The 23,378-nt window shown below is 43.9% G+C and carries 21 protein-coding genes and 2 riboswitches; of the genes, 11 read left to right on the top strand and 10 right to left on the bottom strand.

What is annotated here, in order from left to right:
- Positions 1-19 precede the first annotated feature (19 nt).
- Both PO771_RS15685 and PO771_RS15680 read left to right on the top strand, forming a co-directional pair.
- Positions 20-1,921, top strand: coding sequence for a putative bifunctional diguanylate cyclase/phosphodiesterase (locus tag PO771_RS15685; RefSeq protein WP_272560613.1), 1,902 nt, complete (start codon positions 20-22; stop codon positions 1,919-1,921).
- 98 nt (positions 1,922-2,019) lie between these two features.
- Entirely contained in the window at positions 2,020-2,694 is a 675-nt protein-coding gene (locus PO771_RS15680) for a hypothetical protein (protein ID WP_272560612.1), read from the top strand.
- 47 nt (positions 2,695-2,741) lie between these two features.
- Here the strand turns inward: PO771_RS15680 and PO771_RS15675 are convergent, their stop codons facing one another.
- The 6 genes from PO771_RS15675 to PO771_RS15650 all read right to left on the bottom strand — a co-directional run bounded on the left by PO771_RS15675 (position 2,742) and on the right by PO771_RS15650 (position 8,926).
- Positions 2,742-3,269: a C40 family peptidase gene (locus tag PO771_RS15675; RefSeq protein ID WP_272560611.1), complete on the bottom strand. Its 528-nt coding sequence runs from the start codon at positions 3,267-3,269 to the stop codon at positions 2,742-2,744.
- An 8-nt stretch (positions 3,270-3,277) separates the two neighbouring features.
- A riboswitch (cyclic di-AMP (ydaO/yuaA leader) is annotated at positions 3,278-3,418 on the bottom strand.
- A gap of 143 nt (positions 3,419-3,561) precedes the next feature.
- On the bottom strand, positions 3,562-4,656 hold the full coding sequence (locus tag PO771_RS15670; RefSeq protein ID WP_272560610.1) for a YheC/YheD family endospore coat-associated protein: 1,095 nt from the start codon (positions 4,654-4,656) through the stop codon (positions 3,562-3,564).
- A complete protein-coding gene (locus PO771_RS15665; RefSeq protein WP_272560609.1) occupies positions 4,653-5,117 on the bottom strand; it encodes an N-acetyltransferase in 465 nt (154 codons plus the stop codon). The genes PO771_RS15670 and PO771_RS15665 overlap by 4 nt, the downstream gene beginning before the upstream one ends.
- Positions 5,098-6,435 (bottom strand): YheC/YheD family endospore coat-associated protein, encoded by a 1,338-nt coding sequence (locus PO771_RS15660; RefSeq protein WP_272560608.1) that lies wholly within the window; start codon positions 6,433-6,435, stop codon positions 5,098-5,100. Before PO771_RS15660 ends, PO771_RS15665 begins: the two co-directional genes overlap by 20 nt.
- Positions 6,432-7,526: a YheC/YheD family endospore coat-associated protein gene (locus PO771_RS15655; RefSeq protein ID WP_272560607.1), complete on the bottom strand. Its 1,095-nt coding sequence runs from the start codon at positions 7,524-7,526 to the stop codon at positions 6,432-6,434. The genes PO771_RS15660 and PO771_RS15655 overlap by 4 nt, the downstream gene beginning before the upstream one ends.
- Positions 7,523-8,926: a YheC/YheD family endospore coat-associated protein gene (locus PO771_RS15650; protein WP_272560606.1), complete on the bottom strand. Its 1,404-nt coding sequence runs from the start codon at positions 8,924-8,926 to the stop codon at positions 7,523-7,525. The genes PO771_RS15655 and PO771_RS15650 overlap by 4 nt, the downstream gene beginning before the upstream one ends.
- Before the next feature lie 166 nt (positions 8,927-9,092).
- On the opposite strand from PO771_RS15650, the gene PO771_RS15645 reads away from it, so the two are divergent.
- The 5 genes from PO771_RS15645 (at position 9,093) to PO771_RS15625 (ending at position 13,790) form a co-directional block, all read left to right on the top strand.
- Entirely contained in the window at positions 9,093-9,782 is a 690-nt protein-coding gene (locus tag PO771_RS15645; RefSeq protein WP_272560605.1) for a metal-dependent hydrolase, read from the top strand.
- Positions 9,783-10,000: 218 nt separating this feature from the next.
- The gene (trmB, locus tag PO771_RS15640) at positions 10,001-10,675 is read left to right on the top strand and encodes a tRNA (guanosine(46)-N7)-methyltransferase TrmB (RefSeq protein ID WP_272560604.1); all 675 of its coding nucleotides are present in this window, start codon (positions 10,001-10,003) and stop codon (positions 10,673-10,675) included.
- A 57-nt stretch (positions 10,676-10,732) separates the two neighbouring features.
- Positions 10,733-10,996, top strand: coding sequence for a hypothetical protein (locus tag PO771_RS15635; RefSeq protein ID WP_272560603.1), 264 nt, complete (start codon positions 10,733-10,735; stop codon positions 10,994-10,996).
- A 115-nt stretch (positions 10,997-11,111) separates the two neighbouring features.
- Positions 11,112-12,422, top strand: a complete 1,311-nt coding sequence (locus PO771_RS15630) for a CBS domain-containing protein (RefSeq protein WP_272560602.1) — start codon at positions 11,112-11,114, stop codon at positions 12,420-12,422.
- A 139-nt stretch (positions 12,423-12,561) separates the two neighbouring features.
- Positions 12,562-12,653, top strand: a riboswitch (cyclic di-GMP riboswitch).
- A gap of 132 nt (positions 12,654-12,785) precedes the next feature.
- Entirely contained in the window at positions 12,786-13,790 is a 1,005-nt protein-coding gene (locus PO771_RS15625) for an HD-GYP domain-containing protein (RefSeq protein ID WP_272560601.1), read from the top strand.
- A gap of 331 nt (positions 13,791-14,121) precedes the next feature.
- Here PO771_RS15625 and PO771_RS15620 read toward each other — a convergent pair whose 3' ends face one another.
- From PO771_RS15620 to PO771_RS15610, 3 genes are all read right to left on the bottom strand, one after another.
- Positions 14,122-16,716, bottom strand: a complete 2,595-nt coding sequence (locus PO771_RS15620; RefSeq protein WP_272560600.1) for an Ig-like domain-containing protein — start codon at positions 16,714-16,716, stop codon at positions 14,122-14,124.
- A gap of 174 nt (positions 16,717-16,890) precedes the next feature.
- Positions 16,891-17,556 carry a DUF2642 domain-containing protein gene (locus tag PO771_RS15615; protein ID WP_272560599.1) on the bottom strand — a complete coding sequence of 222 codons (666 nt, stop codon included), beginning with the start codon at positions 17,554-17,556 and terminating at the stop codon, positions 16,891-16,893.
- A 148-nt stretch (positions 17,557-17,704) separates the two neighbouring features.
- The gene (locus tag PO771_RS15610) at positions 17,705-18,871 is read right to left on the bottom strand and encodes a hypothetical protein (RefSeq protein ID WP_272560598.1); all 1,167 of its coding nucleotides are present in this window, start codon (positions 18,869-18,871) and stop codon (positions 17,705-17,707) included.
- 268 nt (positions 18,872-19,139) lie between these two features.
- On the opposite strand from PO771_RS15610, the gene PO771_RS15605 reads away from it, so the two are divergent.
- From PO771_RS15605 to PO771_RS15595, 3 genes are all read left to right on the top strand, one after another.
- The gene (locus tag PO771_RS15605; protein WP_272560597.1) at positions 19,140-19,595 is read left to right on the top strand and encodes a MarR family winged helix-turn-helix transcriptional regulator; all 456 of its coding nucleotides are present in this window, start codon (positions 19,140-19,142) and stop codon (positions 19,593-19,595) included.
- Between the two features lie 83 nt (positions 19,596-19,678).
- Complete coding sequence (locus tag PO771_RS15600) at positions 19,679-20,383, top strand: pirin family protein (RefSeq protein ID WP_272560596.1); 705 nt, start codon at positions 19,679-19,681, stop codon at positions 20,381-20,383.
- 104 nt (positions 20,384-20,487) lie between these two features.
- Positions 20,488-20,811: a hypothetical protein gene (locus tag PO771_RS15595; RefSeq protein ID WP_272560595.1), complete on the top strand. Its 324-nt coding sequence runs from the start codon at positions 20,488-20,490 to the stop codon at positions 20,809-20,811.
- A gap of 6 nt (positions 20,812-20,817) precedes the next feature.
- Here the strand turns inward: PO771_RS15595 and PO771_RS15590 are convergent, their stop codons facing one another.
- Complete coding sequence (locus PO771_RS15590; protein ID WP_272560594.1) at positions 20,818-22,053, bottom strand: DUF418 domain-containing protein; 1,236 nt, start codon at positions 22,051-22,053, stop codon at positions 20,818-20,820.
- Between the two features lie 145 nt (positions 22,054-22,198).
- On the opposite strand from PO771_RS15590, the gene PO771_RS15585 reads away from it, so the two are divergent.
- The gene (locus PO771_RS15585; protein ID WP_272560593.1) at positions 22,199-23,305 is read left to right on the top strand and encodes a dipeptide epimerase; all 1,107 of its coding nucleotides are present in this window, start codon (positions 22,199-22,201) and stop codon (positions 23,303-23,305) included.
- Positions 23,306-23,378: the final 73 nt, after the last annotated feature.

The raw sequence follows: 23,378 nt of genomic DNA, 5'->3' as shown, positions 1-23,378 counted from the left end.
AAGGAAGAGGAGGGGGATAATGGATAAAGATTATGCTGTGCGCATCCACCAGCGCAATTTACTTATAACCAAAATTATTTGGGGATTCTGGCTGCTGTTTAGTATTGTAGCATTTGGTGCAGATGCTGCTACAGTAGGGATTCTGCTCCCTGGTGGACTTGTATGTGGGCTTATCCCGTTCTTATTAAGTCATCGTCCCCAATACGCCGTGCTGACGATGTATGTCACCATCACCCTCCTGTTTAGCCTCTGTACGGCTGTCACGGCTTTTCATCCATCTCTATCGATGTTTATTTTTTTCTGGCTTGTTCTTGTGATGAGTTCCCTTTATATGCAGGTCTGGCCGATTGTATATGCAGGTACACTGACGTTCGGGGCGACATGTGTATTCTTTTTGTACCAGGCTGATCTGACTTCCGGGCAAATGATTTTATATGATGTGATCCCTTTTGGTCTATTGAGCATATGTTTGACAATTTTTCTTGTGGTTAACAGCCGGGTAAGTGAGCAACTTTGTGAGACAGCGGAACATAATCGTCAGGAAGCGATCGAAGCAAAGTCGCAGATGGAGAAGTTGCTGAATCGACTGCAAAAATCAGCCGAGCGGAAAATGGAACATATGGCGCTTCATGATGCACTGACAGGTCTTCCTAATAGTCGAAAATATCGTATTTTTCTAAAAGAATCACTGGCACGTTCCGCATCTTCTGGGCGAAAAACAGCTGTTCTTCTGCTTGATATTGACCGATTCAAATTTATTAATGATTCGCTTGGGCATAGGTTCGGTGATGAATTAATACGGGAAATTGCAGGTCGACTAAGAGAGTGTATGGGAACAAATCAGATTGTTGCACGGCAGGGTGGCGATGAATTTATGATGTTGCTTGAAAATGTGGCCTGTACCGAAATTGAAGACATGGCGAATTGTTTACTTCAAGCGGTCAGTAAGCCATTCATGTTGGAAGGGCACGAATTAATTGTAACTCCGAGTGTAGGGATTAGTCTGTATCCAGACGATGGGTATACAGTGGACACGCTGATTAAGAATGCGGATACAGCGATGTACCGGGCCAAAGAACAGGGAAGAAATACATACTGTTTTTATACGGGCGACATGAAGGAGACGAGCGCGCGGACGATGCTGCTTGAGAACCATCTGCGGCGAGCGATGGAGAATAAGGAACTTGTGCTGTATTATCAGCCTCAAATCTGTTTGCGTACCGGAAAATTAATAGGTGCCGAGGCATTACTGCGCTGGCAGCACCCACATCTTGGCTGGGTATTTCCATCTGAATTTATTCCGATTGCGGAAGAGACAGGGATGATCGTCTCACTTGGGGCCTGGGTACTTGAAGAAGCCTGTATGGCTGCTCGCCACTGGCAAAAGGAAGGGTACAGCTCGTTTCGGATCTCGGTTAACTTGTCTGCCCGTCAGTTCCGGGATCAGCGATTGATAGATACTGTGCTCGGCATACTAAAGCGAAGTGAGCTTGAACCGGAGTTTCTCGATCTGGAGATTACAGAAGGGATGGCGATTCATCATCTACACGACGTTGCCTGTACATTAGAAGCATTGAAAAAAGCAGGGATACATATTTCGATTGATGACTTTGGAACCGGATATTCATCGCTTAGCTATTTGAAGTCACTCCCCATTCATTCGATCAAAATTGATAAATCATTTATGCGGACGAATGAGGAAGGACAGGAGGCAGATTGGGCTATTGTATCGGCTGTTATTACAATGGCACATGGGCTTGGGTTAACTGTTATTGCAGAAGGGGTAGAGACAGAAGAACAGAGTGATATTCTTAAAGCGATGGACTGTGATGTCATTCAAGGTTATCTGATTGCCCGCCCGCTTGCTATGGAGGAGTTCGAGAAGTGGCTGCGTGGTCAGCAATCCCAGTCTTTAGTGTGATAGGGAATGGAGCATGCTCTTGTCAGTAATCATTGACGGATGATATGATGGCTACCGATACAAAGTGTTCGGCTAATGGACAGAAAGAGAGGATCTTCATGAGTCAATCATCTGGGTTTCTTAAATGGGATGAAGAAGCCAAGCAGCTGTTATCGGTAGTCTGTCGGAATTGCCCTGAGCCGCACTTTCAGCGTCGTTCTTCTAGTCTCTCGCATATCGGATGCTGCGCCTACGAGCCAGTTTTTACGTTGTTTGAGATCTATCGGATGATCGAATCCGGCCAGACCGACTTTTTTCTTAATCAAGTGTACAGTCATCCAGACAATACGGTATGCGAATATGAAATTATTACTGGGGCACGCATTGATGCACTTTTTTATGAAAAGCAGGCAGGGGAGGATGAGGCGCCGGTTGAACGCTATCATCGCTTGCTGCAGTCACCGCGCACCATCTATCAGGCGACGGATGAAAGGCTGGCTTATGCAGTTTGTCAATTCTTTGAAGATGGACGGGGATGCGGTCTCGATCCACGGTTTAAGACCGGCATTTGTCGTTCTTTTATTTGTACATCGATTGAGGATCAGCTATCTATGTCCGAACGCAAGCAGCTAGCAGACTGGCAGCGTATCATTCGTGAGGAGGGCGAGCCGTTTCATCGTCGTGAACAGGCGGAATTGGAGAAAAGGGGCTGGACTTTGTTAGATCATGTGGAGTTAATCGTTTCGTATTTTACGGAATTAGCACAAGTGAAGAAGGCAGACTCGCATCGATAATGAAGCGAGTCTGCCTTTTCGTATGTTTTACACATAGATATAGCACTCTAGTTAATAACACGGCGGGCAGTCAGGTAGTATTTTTTGTGCCAGCTGCTGTTTAGGCTGCTGATTTTGACATCATCTTGCGGGTTGGACATATGCAGCACTTGACCGTTTCCAATATAAAGACCTACGTGTGTCACATCACGCTTGCCTTGATTAGAGTTATAGAAAACGAGATCGCCTTTGCGAAGTTTGTTCTTTGGCACGTATTCACCAAGGCGTACCTGGCGATCATCATCACGTGTCTGCATATTGATGCCGTTCTTGCCAAAGATATAATAGATGAACTGGGAACAATCCATATATTTTGGTGGACGGTAGTTGTGGCTGTACTGTGCCTTGTGATTCATGAGGCTTTTACCAGTACGAATGATGCTATCAATTTTGGCATTTTCGTTGGATACATTCACAGTTTGTCCGAATTTTGCGGAAATAGAAGCCGCTTCTGCTTGCCCCGGAAGCAGAAGACCGCTAGCAAGCGTTACGCCTGCTAGAATTCCTGTTGCGAGTTTTTTCATCGATGTATTCAAGCTATTTTCTCCCTTTCCTATTATGCCGACGAGGTTAGCTGACGGGTTCGGTCGAAAGGCGCCCGATCACATCGTGTGATTTAACCCCAAAACAATAAAGGTTCCCCCGTTCCAAACAATGGTGTGTTTGGATTTGGCATGTTCTTTGTTACTTTTTATACCTTAACGTAAAGAAAGAAAGAGAACATTAGTTAACCAATGGCGGTATTTCCAATGGAATGGACAGCGATCCTCATTTAGCCTGAGTAATAAGAAAAAACCGCCTGTTTATGAAAAAACAGACGGTTTTTATTCAGGTTTTTTCCATCTTTAATACAGATAGTGCGTATAAAATGGGAGCTTCGATGGCACATTTGTATGTGTCATGCTGTCCGGCGAGGCGAAAGAGTTCTCGGTTTGGTTTTGGATTCACTTCAATAATCCAGACGTAGCCGTTTGTATCAATTCCAAGATCGATGCCGAATTCCAGAAAATTACCAAACCGGGATTCGATATGAGAGGCGAGTAGTAGGCTAATGTGCTGCATACTTTGCATGATGGATTCTGCTTTTTCCGCTGAGAACCGTCGAGTAAGTAATGTTAACATAGATGTCGCTTTCCCTCCGCTTCGCAGGTTGGAGGTCACAAGGCGGTCAGGGGATTGTTTGCCGACCATACCTGTTATGCACCACTGTCCGCATACGTCCTTCTGGACAAGGACCCGGCTATCACAGATCATGCCGGGTATGAGAGAAAGAGACAATCCTTGTTGGAGGACGAAGGTTTGCTTTTGCTGCTGTGCCCATGTCAGTACATATCGTTCGGCCGCTTCGAGCGAATGAGCAGTGTGGCGAATCACGCCTTCTTTGCCGCTGCGTCCTACCATTTCAAATCGTTGCTGGTGCCGCCGGATACGTAGAATCCCCTTGCCGCCGGAGCCATTGACTGGCTTGGCATATAAAAGAGGGAAGCGTCTAGTCAGCTTCCCAAGTGCTCCGGACGTGAGTGAGACTGTCACAGGCAGATGACGAGAAAGTTCCGGATGATGGCTAAAATGACGGTGCGCGTTCCATTTGTGAGCGAACCGGTTATTAACGTATCGCATCCGACTTTTGCTGCGGTATGCACTGTATATACGTAGGGCATCTCGCCTCATGTAACTAAAGCGGTCATAAACAATATCTGGTGTGCGCGTCTGTACGCGGGCCCATTTTTTTGTATGTGTGTTGTAACGAAAGCCTTGAACAGTCCCGTGTGCTTCGTCGATATCAGTTGGGCTGTATACGATAAGTACACATTTGTGACGATCGGCTACTTCTGTAAGCTGTGCGCAGTACGAACTACCTGCCAGAAATGAACCATGCCGGTATGTCAGAACGCCAATAAGAGGACAGATCGCTGAAGTCATACGGATTCAATATCCCCCCTCCTCCAGTCACCTGCTCCAAGCCAGAGGGTAGGTTTGCCTGTCACCCCGGTAATACAGGAGAATCCGACCATACCGACAGATAGGCACGTTTTCAGACTAGCTGTGTTATCGAATGCCACTCTTGCGTATAGCTTCCCGAGCTGAGTAATGGCCGTTTCGGTTAGATGTTTGCCCAGACCTCTTTCCCGCACATCGGTGCGTACCACGAGAAATGATTCCTTGCGCCCATAATCGGCTGTGGCAAGTATGCCGAGCATTTTTTTGTTTTTGATATGGACAAGAATGATCGCTCCGTCCTGGCTGAGTGATTCCGGTGTAAGAGAAGAAAGCCAGTGAATCGCTTGACTGGTGATGCGTTTATCCCCGTTTTTACGGATGAAGTTGATCAGCCGATGGCGATTGCGAGCGAATGAGTCTGCATCAAGCTTTCGTGTGGACATGGTGTACGCCTCCTTTCGAGCGGATAAAACGAGACTGATATTGGGCATATTCGATTGTGCGGCGCAGAGACAGCTTGCGAATATGAGGTTCATCGAATTTTCCTGGTTTTGAATTGGCTTCGATAAACCAGATGCGCTCCTGCTTATCCATTCCAATGTCCATGGATACTTCGCCTAATGTTGGCCACTCTTTTTCGAGAGAGCGTGCAATCATTAGAGCAACGCGTCGAATCGATTTCAACAGGTCAGCTGGGGAGGAGCGTGGGAAGGCGGCTGGTAAAATAGCGTATGGTGACTGAATCGAGCCGCCTTGCGGTACATGGGTTGTAATGCGGCCGCTGCCCGCCAGCCGAATGCCGATGCCGGTTACGCGCCATTCGCCATATCCGTTTTTTTGAGCAAGTAGACGCATATCGAATAGTTTGTCATGAAACGTGGCGAGATGAATTCCCTGTTGGATCAAGTAGGGACCGTCAAGGCGCGGGGACAGAAAGTTCCATAGCATATCTCGACTCGTAAATATCTGCTTTACCGTTGATTTCTTGAGCTGGTACTGTAGCATAAACGAAGTTCGCGTATTTTTTTGCAGACGATAAATTCCTTTGCCAGCCATGCCGTTAACTGGTTTGACATAGACGAATGGATGCAAGTCAAGCATATGAAACAGTGATTCTTTAGAAGCAAGCGGGACGGTCTGTGGCAAATAGCCAGATACATCTAGGTCGCGCTGTAGGATAGTAAATAGCCGTCGTTTGTTAAAAAAGTGTGGATTGTATAGGGTAACTTGCGGGAGAGCGGTCAGGCGGTCTAGTGCTGTCTTTACATGTTCTTTTTCTTCATAGGCCCGATTTGGAATTCGGTTATAGATAACATGCGGCAGCGGCAGGGTTTCTTTTACCCATTTATTGTTCTGTTTATGATACAAATAGCCGCGGACCGTGAGTGTTTTCCAGTCGATGTTTTCAACGGGAATGACATAGATGAGTGCCCCGAACTTTCGACCGGCTTCGATAATATCGATAAAGTTGCTTTGAACCCCCCGGAATAATCCTTTTCCTGCTACAGTAAGAATTCCAACAAAGGGACCAATTGATGGTGTCATATCTGGCTGTTGTCGAATGCGAATCCGGCTTTGAATGACGGATGCGTCTGGCCGTTTTTGCGTAATGGTGAGCGTTTTTTTCCAGCTGCCTAACCGAATCGTCAGTTTTTTGTTTGCTGCCAGTGCATGCGGTACGTGACCTGACGGAAGGTGCAGATACCACGTTCGCTGTAGCGGGTCAATCGATACTCGGGCGGTCGTAAGCGCCCCCATCATGATCCGGCACCTTTGCGCGACTTAAGGTAATAGGCATACTTTAACGGATTAAGGCGAACGGAGCGATAATAGGCACCGTTTTCGATGCGGCGGAATGATGCCCGCCCTGGTTTGGAGTTTACCTCGATCAACCACACTTTTCCATCGCGATCAACACCGACATCAATGCCAAGTTCGACTAAGCGGCCGTGACGGCTCTCAAGAAAGGGTGGCAGTTCTCGAGCGATATAGCTGATGTCTCGTTCGATTTGAGCGAGTTGTTCGTTGCTGTAATGTTTACCGAGGAATTCCGGGACGGAATGTGCGCGTCCACCGCCGCACAAATTCGATGTCAGCCCGTTCGGTACGCCTGCACGTGCGGCTCGCCCGGTTTCGCTCCACTGGCCGCTTTCGTTTTTCTGGACGAGTACGCGAATGTCGAATGGCACGCCTTCTGGTGAGGAGAGAGTTAAATATGGCTGGACAATCATTTTTACTTTTAGTTGACTGCGTACCCACATGAGAAGGGCGGCCCGGTTGGGAAACGTACGACGAAAAATTTTGTTTCGGAAGTCCCGACCTTCTACTCGATGTGTGTCTTTTTTGGATGTGAGTTTCATTACACCAATGCCCAGTGAATTTTGCATGGGTTTGATGACGATCGCATCATAGGAGGCAAGCATCTGTTTGACAACCTGGATGGATGTAATCAGTTCGGTTGGTGGCATAAAGGCAGCGATGCCGGAATGCTGGATTAGATGGTTATGATTGCGGAGTTTGTCACCGAGTACATGGCCAAGAAACGTAATGGATGGGATTGATTTAAGTGTGCGGATCGCAGACAAGTATTTTTTACGGTTGGATACTCGATCATACACAAGAGAGGGAAGTGGAAGCCGTTTTAGCTCCCATTTTTTATTTGTGTAGTGGTAGCCAATTACGGTTTTGGTCTGAAAATCGATCTTGTTTGGTAGTACCACATAGACAGGCAATCCAATTTTACGGCCTGCCTGTGCGAGATAGGCATAGTAAGATCGTTCAGGAAAAGGTGGTGTGCGTGTAGTTGGAGTAGCCAGAATCCCAAGATAAGGGGTGGCATTCTTAGTTGTCATTGTGTAGACCTCCTCTTTTTTTTTCGTGCCTGTACCGCAAATCCGTTCCGGTAAAAGCAGTAGTCGACAATTCGGGTCACCGATGGCCGTGGGCTGCGGGTTGGGCTGGCGACCGCATCATTTGTTTTAGATGGCTTTGAGTTTACTTCAAGAAGCCAGACACGGCCTGTGCGTTCGACAGCGATATCAATGCCGAGTTCGGCGTAGTGTCCCCCTATACTTTGTTCGAACAAGCGGGCTACTGCCAGTGCCTGGCGGCGAATGGTACCTGCTACAGCTACTTGCATGGATGTCGGTAGCGTAGAGGCGACAAGAGCCCGGGTGAGTGGAAGCATGGTGCCGCCGCGTGCGACATTAGACACAATGCTTTGCCGTGTCCCAGTACGACCTACAATGGACGTGATGGCCCATTTTCCTGTACGGTCTTTCTGCACCAGAGCGCGGAAGTCTACTAGGCCGCCGTGGGAGCGAATCAGGTGCAGTCCTTGTTGAACCAGATAGAGACGCCCGGTGAGACGTGGTTTGAGCATTTGGTGCAGCGCAGCGAATGTGCGGAAGCGACGGGTGGCTGCTCCGTTTATTGTTTCATACTGGCAGATATATTCCCCATTTTGCTGTGTGATTCGAATAATTCCGCGTCCAAGACTCCCGCTTGATGGCTTCATATATACATAAGAATGTCGTGTAAGCATGGCTTGCAAGGAAGAAGCGCCGTTGTAGATTGTTGTATGAGGGAGCAGACGGGAAGCATCAGGATTTTCAGCGAGTTTCTGGTGAATCATCCATTTATCAAGGAATTGTTCATTAAAGAAGAGCCCACCTTTTTGTTTGAGAAGATGGAGGCGTGTTTGGGTTTCTTCTTTGCGCTCGACCCGCCGTGAGCCGATGCGGTTATAAGAGCAGTACGGGAGCGGGAATACTTGTTTTACCCAGCGGCCATCCCGGTACATCCAGCCTTCAAGTTTATTCGTTTCGGCGGACACTTGACTGAGTGTATATACAAAGCCAATGCCCCCCCGCGCTCGACACGTTTGACTGACTTCGCGGCAAAAATCAGTAATATTGCCGAACGGACCTTCAGGGCCTGGGGACATCCCGGCGATGAGCACACCAACAAGCGGTCCAATGACGAAACGCTTTTCATCCGGTTCAAACCGCAGACCAAGCTTCGCAGTTCCGAATGAAAGATGTAGGGGATGGGCGGCTGACTCTTTAAAGGTTAAGGATGTAGTACCGGGAGCCAGTGTCATCCGAGTTCGTGCAAGCCCATAGACGACTTCATATGTCTGGGAACCGCGAAGTCCATATTGGCGAGCAATGGATTCCGGGAACAGACCATCAATCTTTTGGGGAAGTTGCTGGTCAGAAACGCGCTGTACACGCGTCAGTAGTTGCGACATGACCCGCTCACCCTTTCTTTTCTATGCACATGCGGATGTGCATGTATCATCTCTTTATCCTATGAACGGTGGGGAATGAGGGTGTATTGGCTCTTTCTATTTGTTTGTAGTGGAAGAGCCTGTTACAATAATGGGATAGGAAAATAATGAGAATGGGGGAATGAATATGAAAATTACGTATCATGGACATTCTTGTGTGCAGATTACACATGAAGGGCAGTCGTTAATTATTGATCCGTTCTTAACAGGAAATTCTCTTGCTGCTGTAAAGCCTGAGGAGATTGATGTGCAGTACATTTTGCTGACGCATGCACATAGTGATCATATTGGCGACGCAATCGCGATTGCGAAACAGTGTGGGGCTACTGTGATCGCCATTCATGAGCTGGCGACATATCTTAGCTGGCAGGGCTTGAACACACATGGGATGAATATAGGCGGATCCTTCTCATTCGGTTGGTTTACTGCGAAAATGACACAGGCATTCCACAGTTCGGGTTTGGTGCTTGATGAAGAGCAGCGCATCGTGTATGCAGGTATGCCAGCCGGATTCCTCGTTACAGTTGGAGACAAAACGATGTATCATGTTGGAGATACGGGTCTATTTAGCGACCTGAAAATGATTGGGGAACGCAACAAGATCGATGTGGCCTTTGTTCCGATGGGAGATAACTATACGATGGGGCCAGAAGATGCCCTTCAGGCATCCGAATGGATTGGGGCTGGACTTACCATTCCGGTTCACTATGACACTTTCCCGGTCATCAAACAGGATGTTGAGACGTTCGTGAATCGGCTAGAAGAGAAGCAGATGCGTGGTCGTGTTGTGAAACCTGGGGAGACTTTTGAAATATAATAGTTTGGTAACGGTTTTGTAATACAGATGTAATATTTATACGGTATCTTATAAGTGTGATGAAAAACCCCCTTTTAATATACCTCTTACCTCTGACGTCCGATAGTTGGGCGTCCTTTTTTTTGGACAGAAAAGATTAGGCTTATCTTGCTTCTACCCTGTACTTCCCGTAATATAGAAAACAGTGAAAAAATCCGTATGAATAGGTGATCTAGACTATGCGTTTACGTAAAAGACCGGGTGTGCGCGAAGAAATGGCGACTTACCCGAAACTCGTACCGATGAATGGCCAGGACCATAAAGGAAATTGGCGTGCGTTTTTTGGTAATGATAATCCGATCCATATCGAGCTTGGAACTGGCAAAGGTAACTTCATTACTACGCTTGCCGAACAAAATCCAGACATTAATTTCTTCGGGGTAGAACTGCATGAAGAAGTTCTAATTCAAGCAGTGAAAAAAGCAGAAGCAAAAGGACTTACGAACATTTCCTTTCTCTGGATCAATGTAAATGACCTTGAAGACTACTTCGCGCCAGGTGAAGTGAACCGTATCTATTTAAATTTTAGCGATCCATGGCCGAAAAAGCGTCATGCGAAGCGTCGTCTGACAGATCGTTCTTTTCTTTCTAAGTACAAGAACGTGTTAAATCCGGACGGATACATTCAGCTTAAAACAGATAATGAAACATTGTTTGAATATAGCCTAAATGAGTTTGCGCATGAGATGTTCCTACTCTCCGGTATCACGCTTGATCTGCACAAAAGTGAGTATGCAGAAGGCAATGTGATGACAGAGTATGAAGCAAAGTTTGTGGAGCGAGGCATGCGCATCTATCGCTGTCTTGCCGCTCATCCGATTCAGTTAATGGCACTGGCACACGGTAAAAAATAGGGCGGACAAGTTGTACTGACAGGCATACCCCATGCATATACTGCTTATGAGGTGAGCATGATGGGACAGCTGATTCGCAGTATTAGTTATTTGATTATCGCGTTTTTTATTGTGCTGTACGGGTTGCCGCGTTTACCGCTTCTGAACGTACATTCAACTGCTTTTACATTTAGTATAATCTGGCTCGGATTCGCACTTCTGATTATTGGGGCACATCTGTATCAGATCATTCACCTGCGTGAGCGGCGTGATATCGGGACTCCACCTGTAGTTGTATCGGAGGAGCAGCATCGTGAACGAGGCAGAACACAAGAAGCATAATGACCATAACAGAGTAAGCCATTCCGATAAGGAGTGGCTTATTTTGTGTTTGTTATTGTTATATTGAAACAGTATAATAATAGTAATACAGATTGATACAGGAAAAGGTGATTACATGGCAACCAAACATGAACAAATCCTCCAGCACATCGAAGATCTCGAGGTTGGCAGTAAAATTTCTGTCCGACAGGTCGCAAAAGACCTCGAGGTCAGCGAAGGCACTGCCTATCGGGCGATTAAAGAGGCAGAAAATCAAGGACTTGTTAGTACGATTGAACGGGTAGGTACGGTACGAATTGAGAAGAAGAAAAAGCAGAATATTGAAAAGCTGACATTCGCTGAAGTTGTCAATATTATAGACGGACATGTGCTTGGTGGACGGGAAGGTCTACATAAAACGCTCTATAAATTTGTCATCGGTGCGATGAAGCTGGAAGCGATGATGCGGTATGTGGATGCCGGAAGCTTGCTGATTGTCGGGAATCGCTATCAGGCACATAAGCTGTCGCTTCAGCACGGTGCAGCAGTACTGATTACAGGTGGATTTGATACGAGTGATGAAGTGAAAAAACTGGCCGATGAGCTGCAGCTTCCGATTATATCGAGCAGCTACGACACGTTTACGGTAGCGACGCTGATTAACCGGGCGATTTATGACCGCCTGATCAAAAAAGAAATTATGCTGGTGGAAGACATTCTGATTCCATTAGAAGGGTCCTACTACTTAACGACGAAAAGCACAGTCGCAGACTGGCACAGGCTGGCTGCTTCCGTCGATCACGGTCGCTTCCCGGTTGTAGACGAGAATATGAAAGTACAGGGCGTTGTGACGACGAAAGACGTAATGGGTCATGAATATTTGACGACGATCGAGAAAGTGATGTCGAAAAACCCGATTACGGTTGTCTCGCGTGTCTCGGTTGCATCGGCCGCTCATACGATGGTATGGGAAGGAATCGAGATGCTGCCGGTTGTGGATAACCATCGTAAAATGCTCGGTGTTATCACGCGTCAGGATGTACTAAAGGCGCTGCAATATATTCAGAAGCAACCACAGATGGGTGAGACGTTCGCAGACTTGATTATGAATCGTTTCCAGGAAGAGAAAGGTGAGAATGGCGTTTATTTCAGGGGTGAGGTTACGCCGCAGATGACAAACCATCTTGGTAATATTTCGAGCGGGGTATTAACTACGCTTGTATCAGAGTGCGGAAGCCATGCATTGCGTCAATTTAAAAAAGGAGATATGGTACCGGAGAACATTACGGTTTATTTCTTGAAGCCGGTACAAATTGAAAGTGTACTAGAGATTCGTCCGCGTGTGCTGGAGATGAGTCGGAAGTTCGGAAAAGTGGAAGTGGAAGTGTATAATCAGGGAACGATGGTAAGCAAGGCGATGATGACAGCACAGGTAATTGAACGATAGGGTAGTTGTGATTATTTGTTATCTAATACCTATTATTTTGTGTTTTATTACCTAAAATTAAAAAAATAATAATTGAAAATTAATAGTTATGTAGTATTATTTACTTATGAAATTTGTATGTAATCAGTAATTGTTAAAATCACGACAATGGCAAAACTAGGGAAACCTAGTGACGCAAAGCTATAGGGGCTACGATTGTATGCTGTACGATTATGCCAGCCAGTTATCGAATGATTAGAAAATAAGCTGTGAATTAAGGATGTTTATTTTCCTTATACGAGCCTATGATTCCAATCATAGGCTCTTTGCGTTGTTAAAAAGAATGTTATAAATTTATGGGCTTATATTTAGGGAGGTAAAAAAATGAGGATGATCCATATATCCCAGTATCAAGAAAGCAAGATGAAACTAGCAAAGCCGATTTATGATGCTAAAGGCAGGGTTCTGTTAGCGGCAGAAAATCGGGTTCATCCTGTATATCTAGAGAGACTACGGCATATGGGAATTACGACATTAATTATTGAAGATGAAGAATCAAAAGGCATTACGCTTGAGGAAATGCTGGATATGCGTACGTGGATCGAAATGATTCAGGGATTGAAACAAATATTTGATAAAGTAGCATCAAATCAACTATTTCCAATCAGTGTCCTTCAGTCTATTGCCCGTAAGCTTGTTGCGGAAGTAAAGCAGCGGCGTGCTATTATGTTAACCCCTTCCACTAGCTTACCTGCGGAATTATCCCCGTATGCTCATGCTGTAAATGTTACCCTGATTTCTTTATTGATATCTAAAAAATTGTCCTATAATGATTTACAATTGCACGATTTAGCCATCGGATGTTTGCTCCATGATATCGGAAAGCTCCATTCAAAAGAAATTGAGCATACAGAAATAGGTTTTTCAATTTTGAGGAAAGTTCGTGAGATTAGTTTTCTTTCTGCTCATATTGCTTATCAGCATCATGAACGGATGGATGGAACTGGTTATCCGCGTGGCATTAAGGGAAGTGAGTTTTTGGAGATCGCCCAGGTTTGTGCTGTAGCTAACTTATTTGAAAACCTTATGTCTGTAGAGAACATGCCCCCGCATGAAGCGATTGAAATGATTATGACGCAAAATGGTGTTGGATATCTACCTTCTGTTATTGAAGCGTTTGTTAGAAGTGTTCCTCCATATACACCTGGCATGAAGGTCGCCTTGAATAATAATATGATCGCAATCGTTACGCGTATCGAATCTCACATACAGCGACCAGTAGTGCGAATCACCTCTAGCAACCAAGAGATTTCATTGGCTAGTAATTTAAATCTTATGGTGTCAAAAGTACTAACGAATGAGGGATTAAAAAAAGAATTACATATTTAAGATTACTGCATTAGTGAGAGGGAATGGGGAATGAAAATTGTTTTTTTTAAGATATACTGAGGAAGTCGAATCAGAGGAAATCATTGTCGATGATATTTCATTGTATCTTAATCATTTACGGAAAAAATGAATAGAATGAGAAAAAGCCCATAAAAAGATTGGGCTTATTTTTATGAAATTAAGAGGAGGTCGAATTTGTTATTTTATGGTGAAGGGTATGTGAATAAGAAACAAAGACCATGCCTTCAAATTCAGCATTACACTAAATAAGCATGGTCTTTGCCTTATATTTCATCTTTTTAGCATGATAACTACAGGAGGAGCCCCTTACTTATTCTTCAACTGTAACAGAAACTCTAGTTGTTTTTCCTGCATACGAAACAGTAATTGTAGCTGTTCCTTTTCCTATTGCTTTAATAACGCCATCTTTTACATCGGCAATCATGATGTTAGAGCTAGTCCATAAAGCTGGCTTTGTTACATTAGCGTCTAACCCATCACTGTAATAGGTAGCGATGGCTTTCACGTTCTTTGTTGCCCCTGTTTTTAAAGTAACTTTTACTACATCTGTTTTTAAATATTTAAGCGTGTCGACATCCATTGGAATGGAAATTGATCTTCCATTAAGCTTAGCGACTATCGACGTTTTTCCGGATCCTGTTGCTGATACTAAACCATTTGTTACATCCGCAACATTATATGAGCCCGATGCCCAATCTGCACTGGTTGTTACGTCACGCGTACTGCCATCAGAAAGCGTAGCTGTAAGTTTGATTTGAATAGTTTTCCCTGTTTTTGTTGAGATTGATCGTGTATCCGCTTCTAGTTTACTGATGACATTAATTTCAACCGGGATGGAGATTGTTTTACCACCGTATTTAGCTGTAACTTTAATACTTCCATTACCGATGGCTGTTACAAGTCCGTCTACCACTTGAGCGTTGCGTACATTACTTACTGACCACTCAGCTTCTTTGGTTACATCCTTTTTGGTACCCAGAGAATCAGTGGCTGTTAGCGTGATTTGTTTTGTTTCTCCCAGGCTTAGAATGACAAAAGGCACGTTCGTAGTAAGGGAACTAGCGAGATCAACTTGCACCGTAATTTTAACGGTTTTGCTGTTAAGGGATGCAGTAATTGTAGTTTCACCGGAAGCAACTGCGGTGATGCTTCCAGCATCGACTGTTGCTACTTTAGGATTGGAACTTGTCCAAGTTGCTTCCTTTGTAACATCTTTTGTGCTTCCGTCAGCATATTTAGCCGTTACGATAACGTTCTCGGAGCTGCCCTGCTTCATGAGTAGTTGCGTTTTAGAAGCTGTTAAGCCATCCATCACTCCTACGGATACTTGAATCGTGGCAGTTCGTGTACCATACTTAGCGGTAATGGTAGTAGCACCGGTACTAACCCCTGTAATGACACCATTCCGAACTTCAGCGATGGCGGAGGAAGCGGTGCTCCACTCAGCTTTACTCGTAATATCTTCTGCATGTCCATCAGGATAGCTGGACGTAAGCGTGATTGACTGAACACCACCGATTGGTAGACTCACGGTCTTTTTATCAGGCGTGATGACATTCGGAATGTCGACTTCTACTTTCACGGTAATGCTTTTCCCACCGTATTTGGCAGTAATAGTCGCTTGTCCTGCCTTTTTAGCAGTTACATTCCCTTTTGTGACATCTGCTATGGTTTCGTTATCAATGGACCACTCTGCCTGATCCGTAACAGTCTCTTGTGTGTTGTTCGTATAGATGGAACTAAGGTTTATCTTCGCTGTTTGTCCACTTTTTAAAGAAAGAAGCTCTTTGTCTGCTTCTAATTTCCTAGGAGTTTCGACATTAATCGTAGCCGATACAGTTTTTTCTCCATAGGTAGCGGTAATAATCGCTTCTCCTGTAGAAGTAGCAATAATTTTTCCTTTGTATACACTTACGATGTTGTCATTATTGGAAGACCATGTGGCCCGATCTGTAATGTCGTTCGTTGTTCCATCGGGATATGTTGCTGTTAGCTTTAATTCTTTTGTGTCATTTCTTTTCATAAAGATATTCTGCTCACTTAGATCGAGTTTAAGAGTGCGATCAACATCAACTTGAATGGTTACTGTTTTTGTGCCGTATTTGGCGGTGATGGTTGCCTTTCCTACGCCATAGCCCGTAATTGTTCCTTTTAATGCATCGGCTACGTTTGCTTTGTCGGTAGACCATTCAGCTTTTTCAGTAACATCTTCCTCTTTTCCGTCAGGATAGGTAGCAGTAAGTGTTACTTTCTTGGTTCCCTTTACTAGCAGGGAGACCTGAGTTGTGTTTACATCAATGCGCTTGGCAACGTCTACGCTAACCGGAATGAAAACGGTTTTACTTCCATAACTTGCTGTGATGGTAGCAGTTCCGGCAGAAACTCCTGTGATCAATCCGTTTACTACCATTACAGAGTTAGTATCGCTTTCCCAATCAGCTTTTTTGGTAACGTCTTCGCTTGTTCCATCTTGATAGATTGCTGTTAATTCAACCTGCGTGGAGCTTCCGGCACGCAAATCAAGCGATTGCTTTGTGCTGGTGAGTGCTTTTACTTTTTTGTTTACTTTTACATTGACGACAACGGTTTTCCCCATATAGGTAGCAGTAAGTACAGCAGTACCTTCTGACTTGGCTGAAACGACACCTGCATATACATCTGCGACAGCAGGTGTATTCGAAGTCCAGTCGGTTTTCACAGTTACATCTTCTGTTTTTCCACTTAAATAAATAGCGGTTGCGGTTAATGACTGTGTACTGTCAACATCCATTTTCAGGTCGTTCTTATTAAGAACGAGACGTGATATTTCATCCTGGGCGAAGGCGGTTACGCCTCCAAAACTAGTAGATCCCAGAATTACAATGAGGGACAATACAATCATCTGTACGGCTCTAAAAGCTCGCATTCCTTCAACTCCTCTTTCAAAAATAAAGTAACGAATGTTCCCATCATATTGATTATCGGAGTAAAGTTTTTAATGTTTAATGAATATCATACATAAAAGTAAATTTGTGTATTGTATTCATAAGTGTTGTTAAAAGAAAAAAGCCCATGAAAACATTGGGCTCATTCGCTAGATTTAAGAGAGAGAAATAATTTTGAGATGCTGAAGATTCCAGTACAGTTTCTTTTCATACGGGATTATTAATTCAAGCGTATGATCGCCTAGTTTATTGAGAAGTCCTACTTTGTTCTCTTCTTTTCCCATATCAAGCACGATCATTTTCCCTTCTAGCTTTTTTAATTGCTCCTTTAATGTTCGCGAGAGTGTAAGATCTGATTGCTTATTAGTAAAAAAGCCTTGATCAAGTGAATATGGAATTTTATCGGTAGGATATGGAATTAGCCATTTTAAGTGTTGCAGCGAAATGTACATTGTTTTATAAATCGGGGAGTAAAAAACGATATAATCAGAGAGAACGTTTTTAATATATCCGTGGATCGATTGGGTACCTGTAACGTAAACCTCGACAAATACTTCTCGTGCATTATTTAAAATACTGCGGTATGAGATTTGAGAATTGGTCTGTTCAAGAGTTTTTTCATCTGAGCCTACAGTTTGTATGTCATTTCTTTGACTTAGTTGAAACGATTGAACATGTACCATCGGAATATAAAGAAATTGTTGACCATTATACAGAATAATAATATCTCTACCATAATCGTTTAAAATCCCTGTATGAATTATTTTTCCTGATAATTCCACGGTGATTGGTTTTCCAAGCAGGGTAGACAGACTGTTCATAGAAATATTCCTTTCCTCAAAATAACCATTCGATCTATACGTATAAGCATGACGGACTTATACGTATTCTAATGGGGGCGCTTGGTGCAGTAGCAATCAAGGCGCCCATAACATTCTGTCTGTTTATCAATGTGCAAATCTTGATGTGTTAACGGTCTAATCCAGTAAAATTATTGAGGGCAATATTTAATGTCTTGCTTATAAATTCCACAGTTTGTTGGAGCATCGAATTTGCGGGAAATACAGCTGGTGTAAGCTCTTCCTTTTCTGCTTTTTTCATTTTTACCTTCTTTTCGGCAGACTTCTTTTGGCTATCGCCCTGTTTTTCCGCTGTTTCGTTTTCCGGCTTTTTTCTATCATTTTTTTGTGTATTATCGTCGTGTTTTTTCTCCTCTACCTTTTCTGCCTTGTTCGCTTCCTCTTTCTTTTTGCCATTTTCCTGTTTCTTGCTATCGTCTTGTTTATTATTTTGTTTGGTGTTAGCAGTTTGCTTATTCGTGGAATCTCCCTTTTCATTGTTAGTAGAAGAAGTTTTAGCAGCAGAGTTTGCTTCATTTTTATTTGCTTTGTCATCGCTGCTCACTTGAGCAATTGTCTGGCTGATTGTACGAATGTGAAACAGTGGAACTTGGTACACGTGCTGATTTGCGACGATTGTTAAGCTGGATGCTGAGTTGTCAGACAGTACACCTTCGATACTTTCTGGTCCTTCACCATTGATGCGTACCCAGCGATATTGTAATTCTTGTAAGAGACTTTCCATGTTCTCTGCTTTAGCGTGGGGCATTGTTTCAGAAGCATCCGCTTGGGCTAGATTGCCCTCAAGCATCATTTTAAGCGTTAGTTTTTCCTGCTTTTTGGACCCACTTACGCTTTTAATATGATGAATATAGTAATACAGTAGGCCATCTTTTTCCGTTTCTAAAACTAAATAATCATCTTTCACAGATACTAGGCGTCCTACTTTAGAGTGGTGTCCACCTCTATTAATCCGAACCGTATGCCCTTCCATCGTTTTTAGAACATCCCAAAAGCTTTCCGCTTGAATGTGAGGGAGGTGTTCTGAAGTGTCTTTTTCGTTTGTGGTAGACTTTTGCAGTAATTTGTCTTTGAGATCATCTTGTGAGCTATCGCATACGCTTTTGATGTGGTTAGTGTTGTAGTATAGGAATCCATCTTCATCATTAAATAAAACCAGATGTTCTGGTTTTACCTCTACTATATAGCCCATCCGAGATTCCGGCCCACCTTTATAAACGCGTACAACTCTTCCGGCTAACGAGTGAAGATAAGATGGAGCTGTTTCTTTTTCCATCGTATATGTCCCCTTCCATATGTGGAGTGATAGTATACTTGTATATCTATGTAATTATGGAAGAGTCTGTACCGGATACTAGCCTTATTTGCTAGAAGAGATCGAAGAAATCAACAAATGTCACTCTCTATCCTTATAAGAAAAACATAACAGATCGATACCTAAAATACTGGGGTATACCAATGGATCAACTCTATTGACAGTATGTCTTTTTTTATTTACAATTATCTCGAATTCAAGATAAATAGATTAAAGGGTTGGAATGAATATGTGTACCGAAAACGGAGTAAATGAAACAGATCTATCTTTGAAGCTGCTTATTGTGCTGTCACGAGCATACAGGGTGATTATGGATCATGTAACGGAAGACATGAGAGGATATGGCTTAAATCCGACTGAATTTGCCGTGCTTGAATTGCTGTATCATAAAGGGGACCAGCCAATTCAGCATATCGGCAAAAAAGTGCTGCTAGCAAGCGGGAGTATTACGTATGTCGTTGACAAACTAGAGGATAAAAAACTTTTGGAACGAAAGCCATGTCCAGAAGACAGACGAGTTACGTATGCGGTCATTACAGAAGCAGGTAGGGAATTGATGCAGACTATTTTTCCAACACACCGCAAAGCCATTCAAGAGATACTTGGTGGATTGGATTCTAAGGAGAAAGAAACAATCATTCCGCTTTTGAAGAAGCTTGGTTATTATGCTAAAGATGTAACATAAATTTTTTTGTGTAATTATCTCGAATTCAAGAATTATTAAATGATAATAATTAAATTGTATATGTATATAAGGAGGATTATATTATGATACAAGTTTATCCCGCAGAATCCCGTTTTACAGCGAATCACGGATGGTTAAAAACATCGCATAGTTTTTCATTTGCTGATTACTATGATCCGAACAATTTGCAATTTGGACCGCTTCGCGTATTAAACGATGACTTTGTGGCACCAGACAATGGATTCGGAGCCCATCCGCACCGCGATATGGAGATTGTTAGCATTGTTCTAAAAGGTCAGCTAAAGCATCAGGATAGTACGGGCGGTGCTGAAGTGCTTCGTCCGGGTGAGATTCAACGGATGACCGCTGGAACCGGAGTTGTTCACTCGGAATTTAATCCGTCTGACACAGAGGAAGTGAATTTCCTGCAGCTCTGGTTTATGCCGGAAGCCAAAGGGCTTGCGCCTTCGTATGAGCAAAAGGCATACGATCAAGCGGCGATGAAAAATAAATTGCTGCCTGTTGTTTCGAATCGTATTAAGTCAGACGATATCGCTTTTATTCATCAGGACCTGACACTTTATTTGTCCGAAGTGGAAGCTAAGCAAACCGTATCCTTTCAACAAGCAGCAAACCGTAAAATCTTTTTGTTTGTGATAGAAGGAGAGCTGATGTTAAATGGGCAAACCAGATTAACAAGACGAGACTCAGCGAGAATTACTGGAGTATCAGACCTGAAAATCGAAGCGAAGGCAGATGCACACTTCATGCTGATTGATTTGCCATAAGAATACGGACACGTCGTATCGTATTGGTAGCAAGCCATAAGAAAGACCATCGCTGTGAAGATGGTCTTTTTTTACATTACACTGCATAAGGAGAAAAGGAGTTAATGATGACGAAACAACCTCATTTTTACATCAGACATGCTATTGGAAGCCGATTGCTATTGGATTCGATTCAGCATCAATTTGGGTATGCATTGGAGCCGCATTCGGATAAGTGGAAGTTCACCATTGAAGTTAATCGCCCAGATCTAGTTGAAGAGATTATGGACTTAAAAGCAGAACTTAATCTTTTTGTTATAGAAAATGATCTGGACGGCATCGTACAAAAGTGGTGGTATTACGACAGTGGTGAACCTGCGATTGCATTTGATCAAACGAAAAACGTGTTAACGATTATGGTAGATTCGAAAAAAGGATATACAGTATAGCCACCCTTAGTTCAGTCGTTGCTCCTGCTCCGTCTTTTCTTCTCCTAGTACATACAGGCGCCTGAACGATTGCATGCGCCCGTATGTCAGTGTGCGCCAGAGCCATTCAGCCGGGCCGAAATAATATCGCTTGAGCCAAAACGAACTGAAATAGGCTTGGCCTACATATAAGACAAGACAAAGTAAAAGACTGGTTGCTAAGCTCATCCGGTTAAACAGGCCAAAGCCGAATATGATACTTAAAGACAGAATAGTTTGTAGTAAATAGTTCGTCAGCGCCATCTGTCCGGTGAAGCTAAGCAGACGAAGCCACTTCTGCCAATGCTTTTTGTCTAGTAGTAGAACAAGTGATGACATATAAAAAAAGCAAAGTGGTAAACCATTTAGACCAATGACTACATCTTGTAGGAAGGGCTGTGTTGTGCCGCTGAAGGAACCTGTATGAACAAGCGCGGCCCAGATTGTAAGCGGTATGCTAAGTAGAAAACTTACCATCCAGACGCGTTTCACAACGATTCGATTACGGGCCAGATCCTGAAAGATTCCACACTGTCCGGCATACAGACCAAATAAAAATAACGGAAGAATCGCTGGAATTTGTAGTAGAATGCTATCCAAAATATAAGGGATTTCTGTGTTTATCCGATAAGCTAACCACTCCGTATAGGAGGCATCCTGATATATCCGTACAGCTTCTGCCAGCTTTTCGGCACCGATTGTCTGTGATGCGAGAAGAGAAGCTGGATCAATAAGTAGCTGAAGTGAAAGTAGTCCATAATACAAAATTAATAGGCCGAATGCCCATCCAAGAATGACGGCATTACTTCGCTTGTAAAACAGCAGTAGTAAAAATCCAGTCAGTGCATACAGATGCAGAATGTCCCCAAACCAAAGAAAAACAAGATGAATCAGGCCAATAACAAACAGAATACATAGACGACGGGAAAATAGTTTGTATATATTGTGGCCGCGCTTTTCGGCGCGATGCATAAAAATATAGAAACCAAGACCGAATAAAAACGAGAAGATCGTATAAAATTTCGTTTGGATAAAAAGGTCAAAGAATAACCGGATTCGCTGATCAAGCGGGGAAAGATGTTCTGGTAGTGTATAGAGCTGTCGAATAAAATCAGGGGAATGAAAAGCGGGCATGTTCACAAGAAAAATGCCGAGTAGAGCAAATCCACGGATACTATCAAGCGAAACCAGCCGTTCGTTTTGTGAAGTTGCAGTTGCTTCCATATAGAAAATCCCCTCCAATCATGTGATTTCCCAAAAAAGGTGCTTTTTCATAACAATACCACAGAGTTTAGCGGATGATTATAGAAGAATAAGATGTATCTTCCGACCACAAGGCATATATATTCTGCAGTAGGGGGGATGCGTAATGATACTGACAGATATTCAGGTACGGCGCCAGTCCGTTCCCCTGAAGAAACCATTCAAAACAGCACTTCGTACCGTCACTCATGCGGAATCAATCATTGTGCAAGTAAGGACCGACTGCGGACGTACAGGATTTGGCGAAGCACCGGCGACGGTCGTGATTACGGGTGATAGCCTCGCAAGTATTGAATCTGCCATTATGCATACGATTCGCCCGCAGCTCATCGGGCAAAACTTGCTTACGTATGAGCAGGTATTTCATTTGCTGCATCAGGCTATGGTGGGGAACAGCAGTGCAAAAGCAGCGGTGGATATGGCATTGTATGATTTGATCGCCCAGCGGTGCAATCTCCCGCTGTACCAATTTCTCGGCGGGCACAAAAAACAGATCGAGACAGATTATACGGTAAGTGTGAATGCACCAGATGAAATGGGAGACGATGCAGAAGCGTATGTACGTCAGGGATTTACGACGCTCAAAATTAAAGTAGGCAAAGATGAGATTGAACGTGATGTGGAGCGGATTAAGGAAATTCGCCGTCGAATTGGTACGCATATCAAAATTCGTTTGGATGCTAATCAAGGCTGGGAAGTGAAAAAGGCCATCCGTTCGATTCGGAAAATGGAAGACATGGGGCTAGATATTGAAATTGTGGAGCAGCCCGTAAAGGCGCATGACCTAGTTGGGATGAAAACCGTCACGGATGCGGTGGATACGCCCGTGATGGCGGATGAGAGTATTTTTACACCGCAGCAGGCATTGGCAATTATTCAGATGCGTGCAGCAGACATGCTGAACGTGAAGTTGATGAAAACGGGAGGCATCTATAAGGCGCAGATCATCAATGCGATGGCGGAAGAAAGCGGCATGGAATGTATGATGGGCAGCATGATTGAATCACGCCTGGCGGTAACTGCCGCCGCACATTTCGCCGGGGCGAAACGAAACATTACACGTTTTGATTTTGACGCTCCGCTTATGCTGCGTCATGACTGCATTGTAGGTGGTGTAGTATATGCAGGAAGTCAGATGACGCTGCCGGATGTACCGGGGCTTGGCGTTCAAATGGTACGGGGCGAAGAGGGAGAGTGTGACAACCCGTCATGATTGAACTGGCACTGCGGGCAGAGTATTGTTACGTATAAAAGTGGGAAATAAGAAAGCCGATGCTCTCTCGACG

Source organism: Aneurinibacillus uraniidurans (assembly GCF_028471905.1).
GTDB lineage: Bacteria > Bacillota > Bacilli > Aneurinibacillales > Aneurinibacillaceae > Aneurinibacillus > Aneurinibacillus uraniidurans.
Note: the sequence above shows the minus strand (reverse complement) of the source record. Positions and strands in the feature narration are given on the sequence as shown.

Bases quoted from the DNA above. Each gene is read 5' to 3' on its own strand.
- PO771_RS15685 (WP_272560613.1), top strand. From the start codon at position 20: ATGGATAAAGATTATGCTGTGCGCATCCACCAGCGCAATTTACTTATA.
- PO771_RS15680 (WP_272560612.1), top strand. From the start codon at position 2,020: ATGAGTCAATCATCTGGGTTTCTTAAATGGGATGAAGAAGCCAAGCAG.
- PO771_RS15670 (WP_272560610.1), bottom strand. From the start codon at position 4,656: ATGACTTCAGCGATCTGTCCTCTTATTGGCGTTCTGACATACCGGCAT.
- PO771_RS15665 (WP_272560609.1), bottom strand. From the start codon at position 5,117: ATGTCCACACGAAAGCTTGATGCAGACTCATTCGCTCGCAATCGCCAT.
- PO771_RS15660 (WP_272560608.1), bottom strand. From the start codon at position 6,435: ATGATGGGGGCGCTTACGACCGCCCGAGTATCGATTGACCCGCTACAG.
- PO771_RS15655 (WP_272560607.1), bottom strand. From the start codon at position 7,526: ATGACAACTAAGAATGCCACCCCTTATCTTGGGATTCTGGCTACTCCA.
- PO771_RS15650 (WP_272560606.1), bottom strand. From the start codon at position 8,926: ATGTCGCAACTACTGACGCGTGTACAGCGCGTTTCTGACCAGCAACTT.
- PO771_RS15645 (WP_272560605.1), top strand. From the start codon at position 9,093: ATGAAAATTACGTATCATGGACATTCTTGTGTGCAGATTACACATGAA.
- trmB (WP_272560604.1), top strand. From the start codon at position 10,001: ATGCGTTTACGTAAAAGACCGGGTGTGCGCGAAGAAATGGCGACTTAC.
- PO771_RS15635 (WP_272560603.1), top strand. From the start codon at position 10,733: ATGATGGGACAGCTGATTCGCAGTATTAGTTATTTGATTATCGCGTTT.
- PO771_RS15630 (WP_272560602.1), top strand. From the start codon at position 11,112: ATGGCAACCAAACATGAACAAATCCTCCAGCACATCGAAGATCTCGAG.
- PO771_RS15625 (WP_272560601.1), top strand. From the start codon at position 12,786: ATGAGGATGATCCATATATCCCAGTATCAAGAAAGCAAGATGAAACTA.
- PO771_RS15620 (WP_272560600.1), bottom strand. From the start codon at position 16,716: ATGCGAGCTTTTAGAGCCGTACAGATGATTGTATTGTCCCTCATTGTA.
- PO771_RS15615 (WP_272560599.1), bottom strand. From the start codon at position 17,556: ATGAACAGTCTGTCTACCCTGCTTGGAAAACCAATCACCGTGGAATTA.
- PO771_RS15610 (WP_272560598.1), bottom strand. From the start codon at position 18,871: ATGGAAAAAGAAACAGCTCCATCTTATCTTCACTCGTTAGCCGGAAGA.
- PO771_RS15605 (WP_272560597.1), top strand. From the start codon at position 19,140: ATGTGTACCGAAAACGGAGTAAATGAAACAGATCTATCTTTGAAGCTG.
- PO771_RS15600 (WP_272560596.1), top strand. From the start codon at position 19,679: ATGATACAAGTTTATCCCGCAGAATCCCGTTTTACAGCGAATCACGGA.
- PO771_RS15595 (WP_272560595.1), top strand. From the start codon at position 20,488: ATGATGACGAAACAACCTCATTTTTACATCAGACATGCTATTGGAAGC.
- PO771_RS15590 (WP_272560594.1), bottom strand. From the start codon at position 22,053: ATGGAAGCAACTGCAACTTCACAAAACGAACGGCTGGTTTCGCTTGAT.
- PO771_RS15585 (WP_272560593.1), top strand. From the start codon at position 22,199: ATGATACTGACAGATATTCAGGTACGGCGCCAGTCCGTTCCCCTGAAG.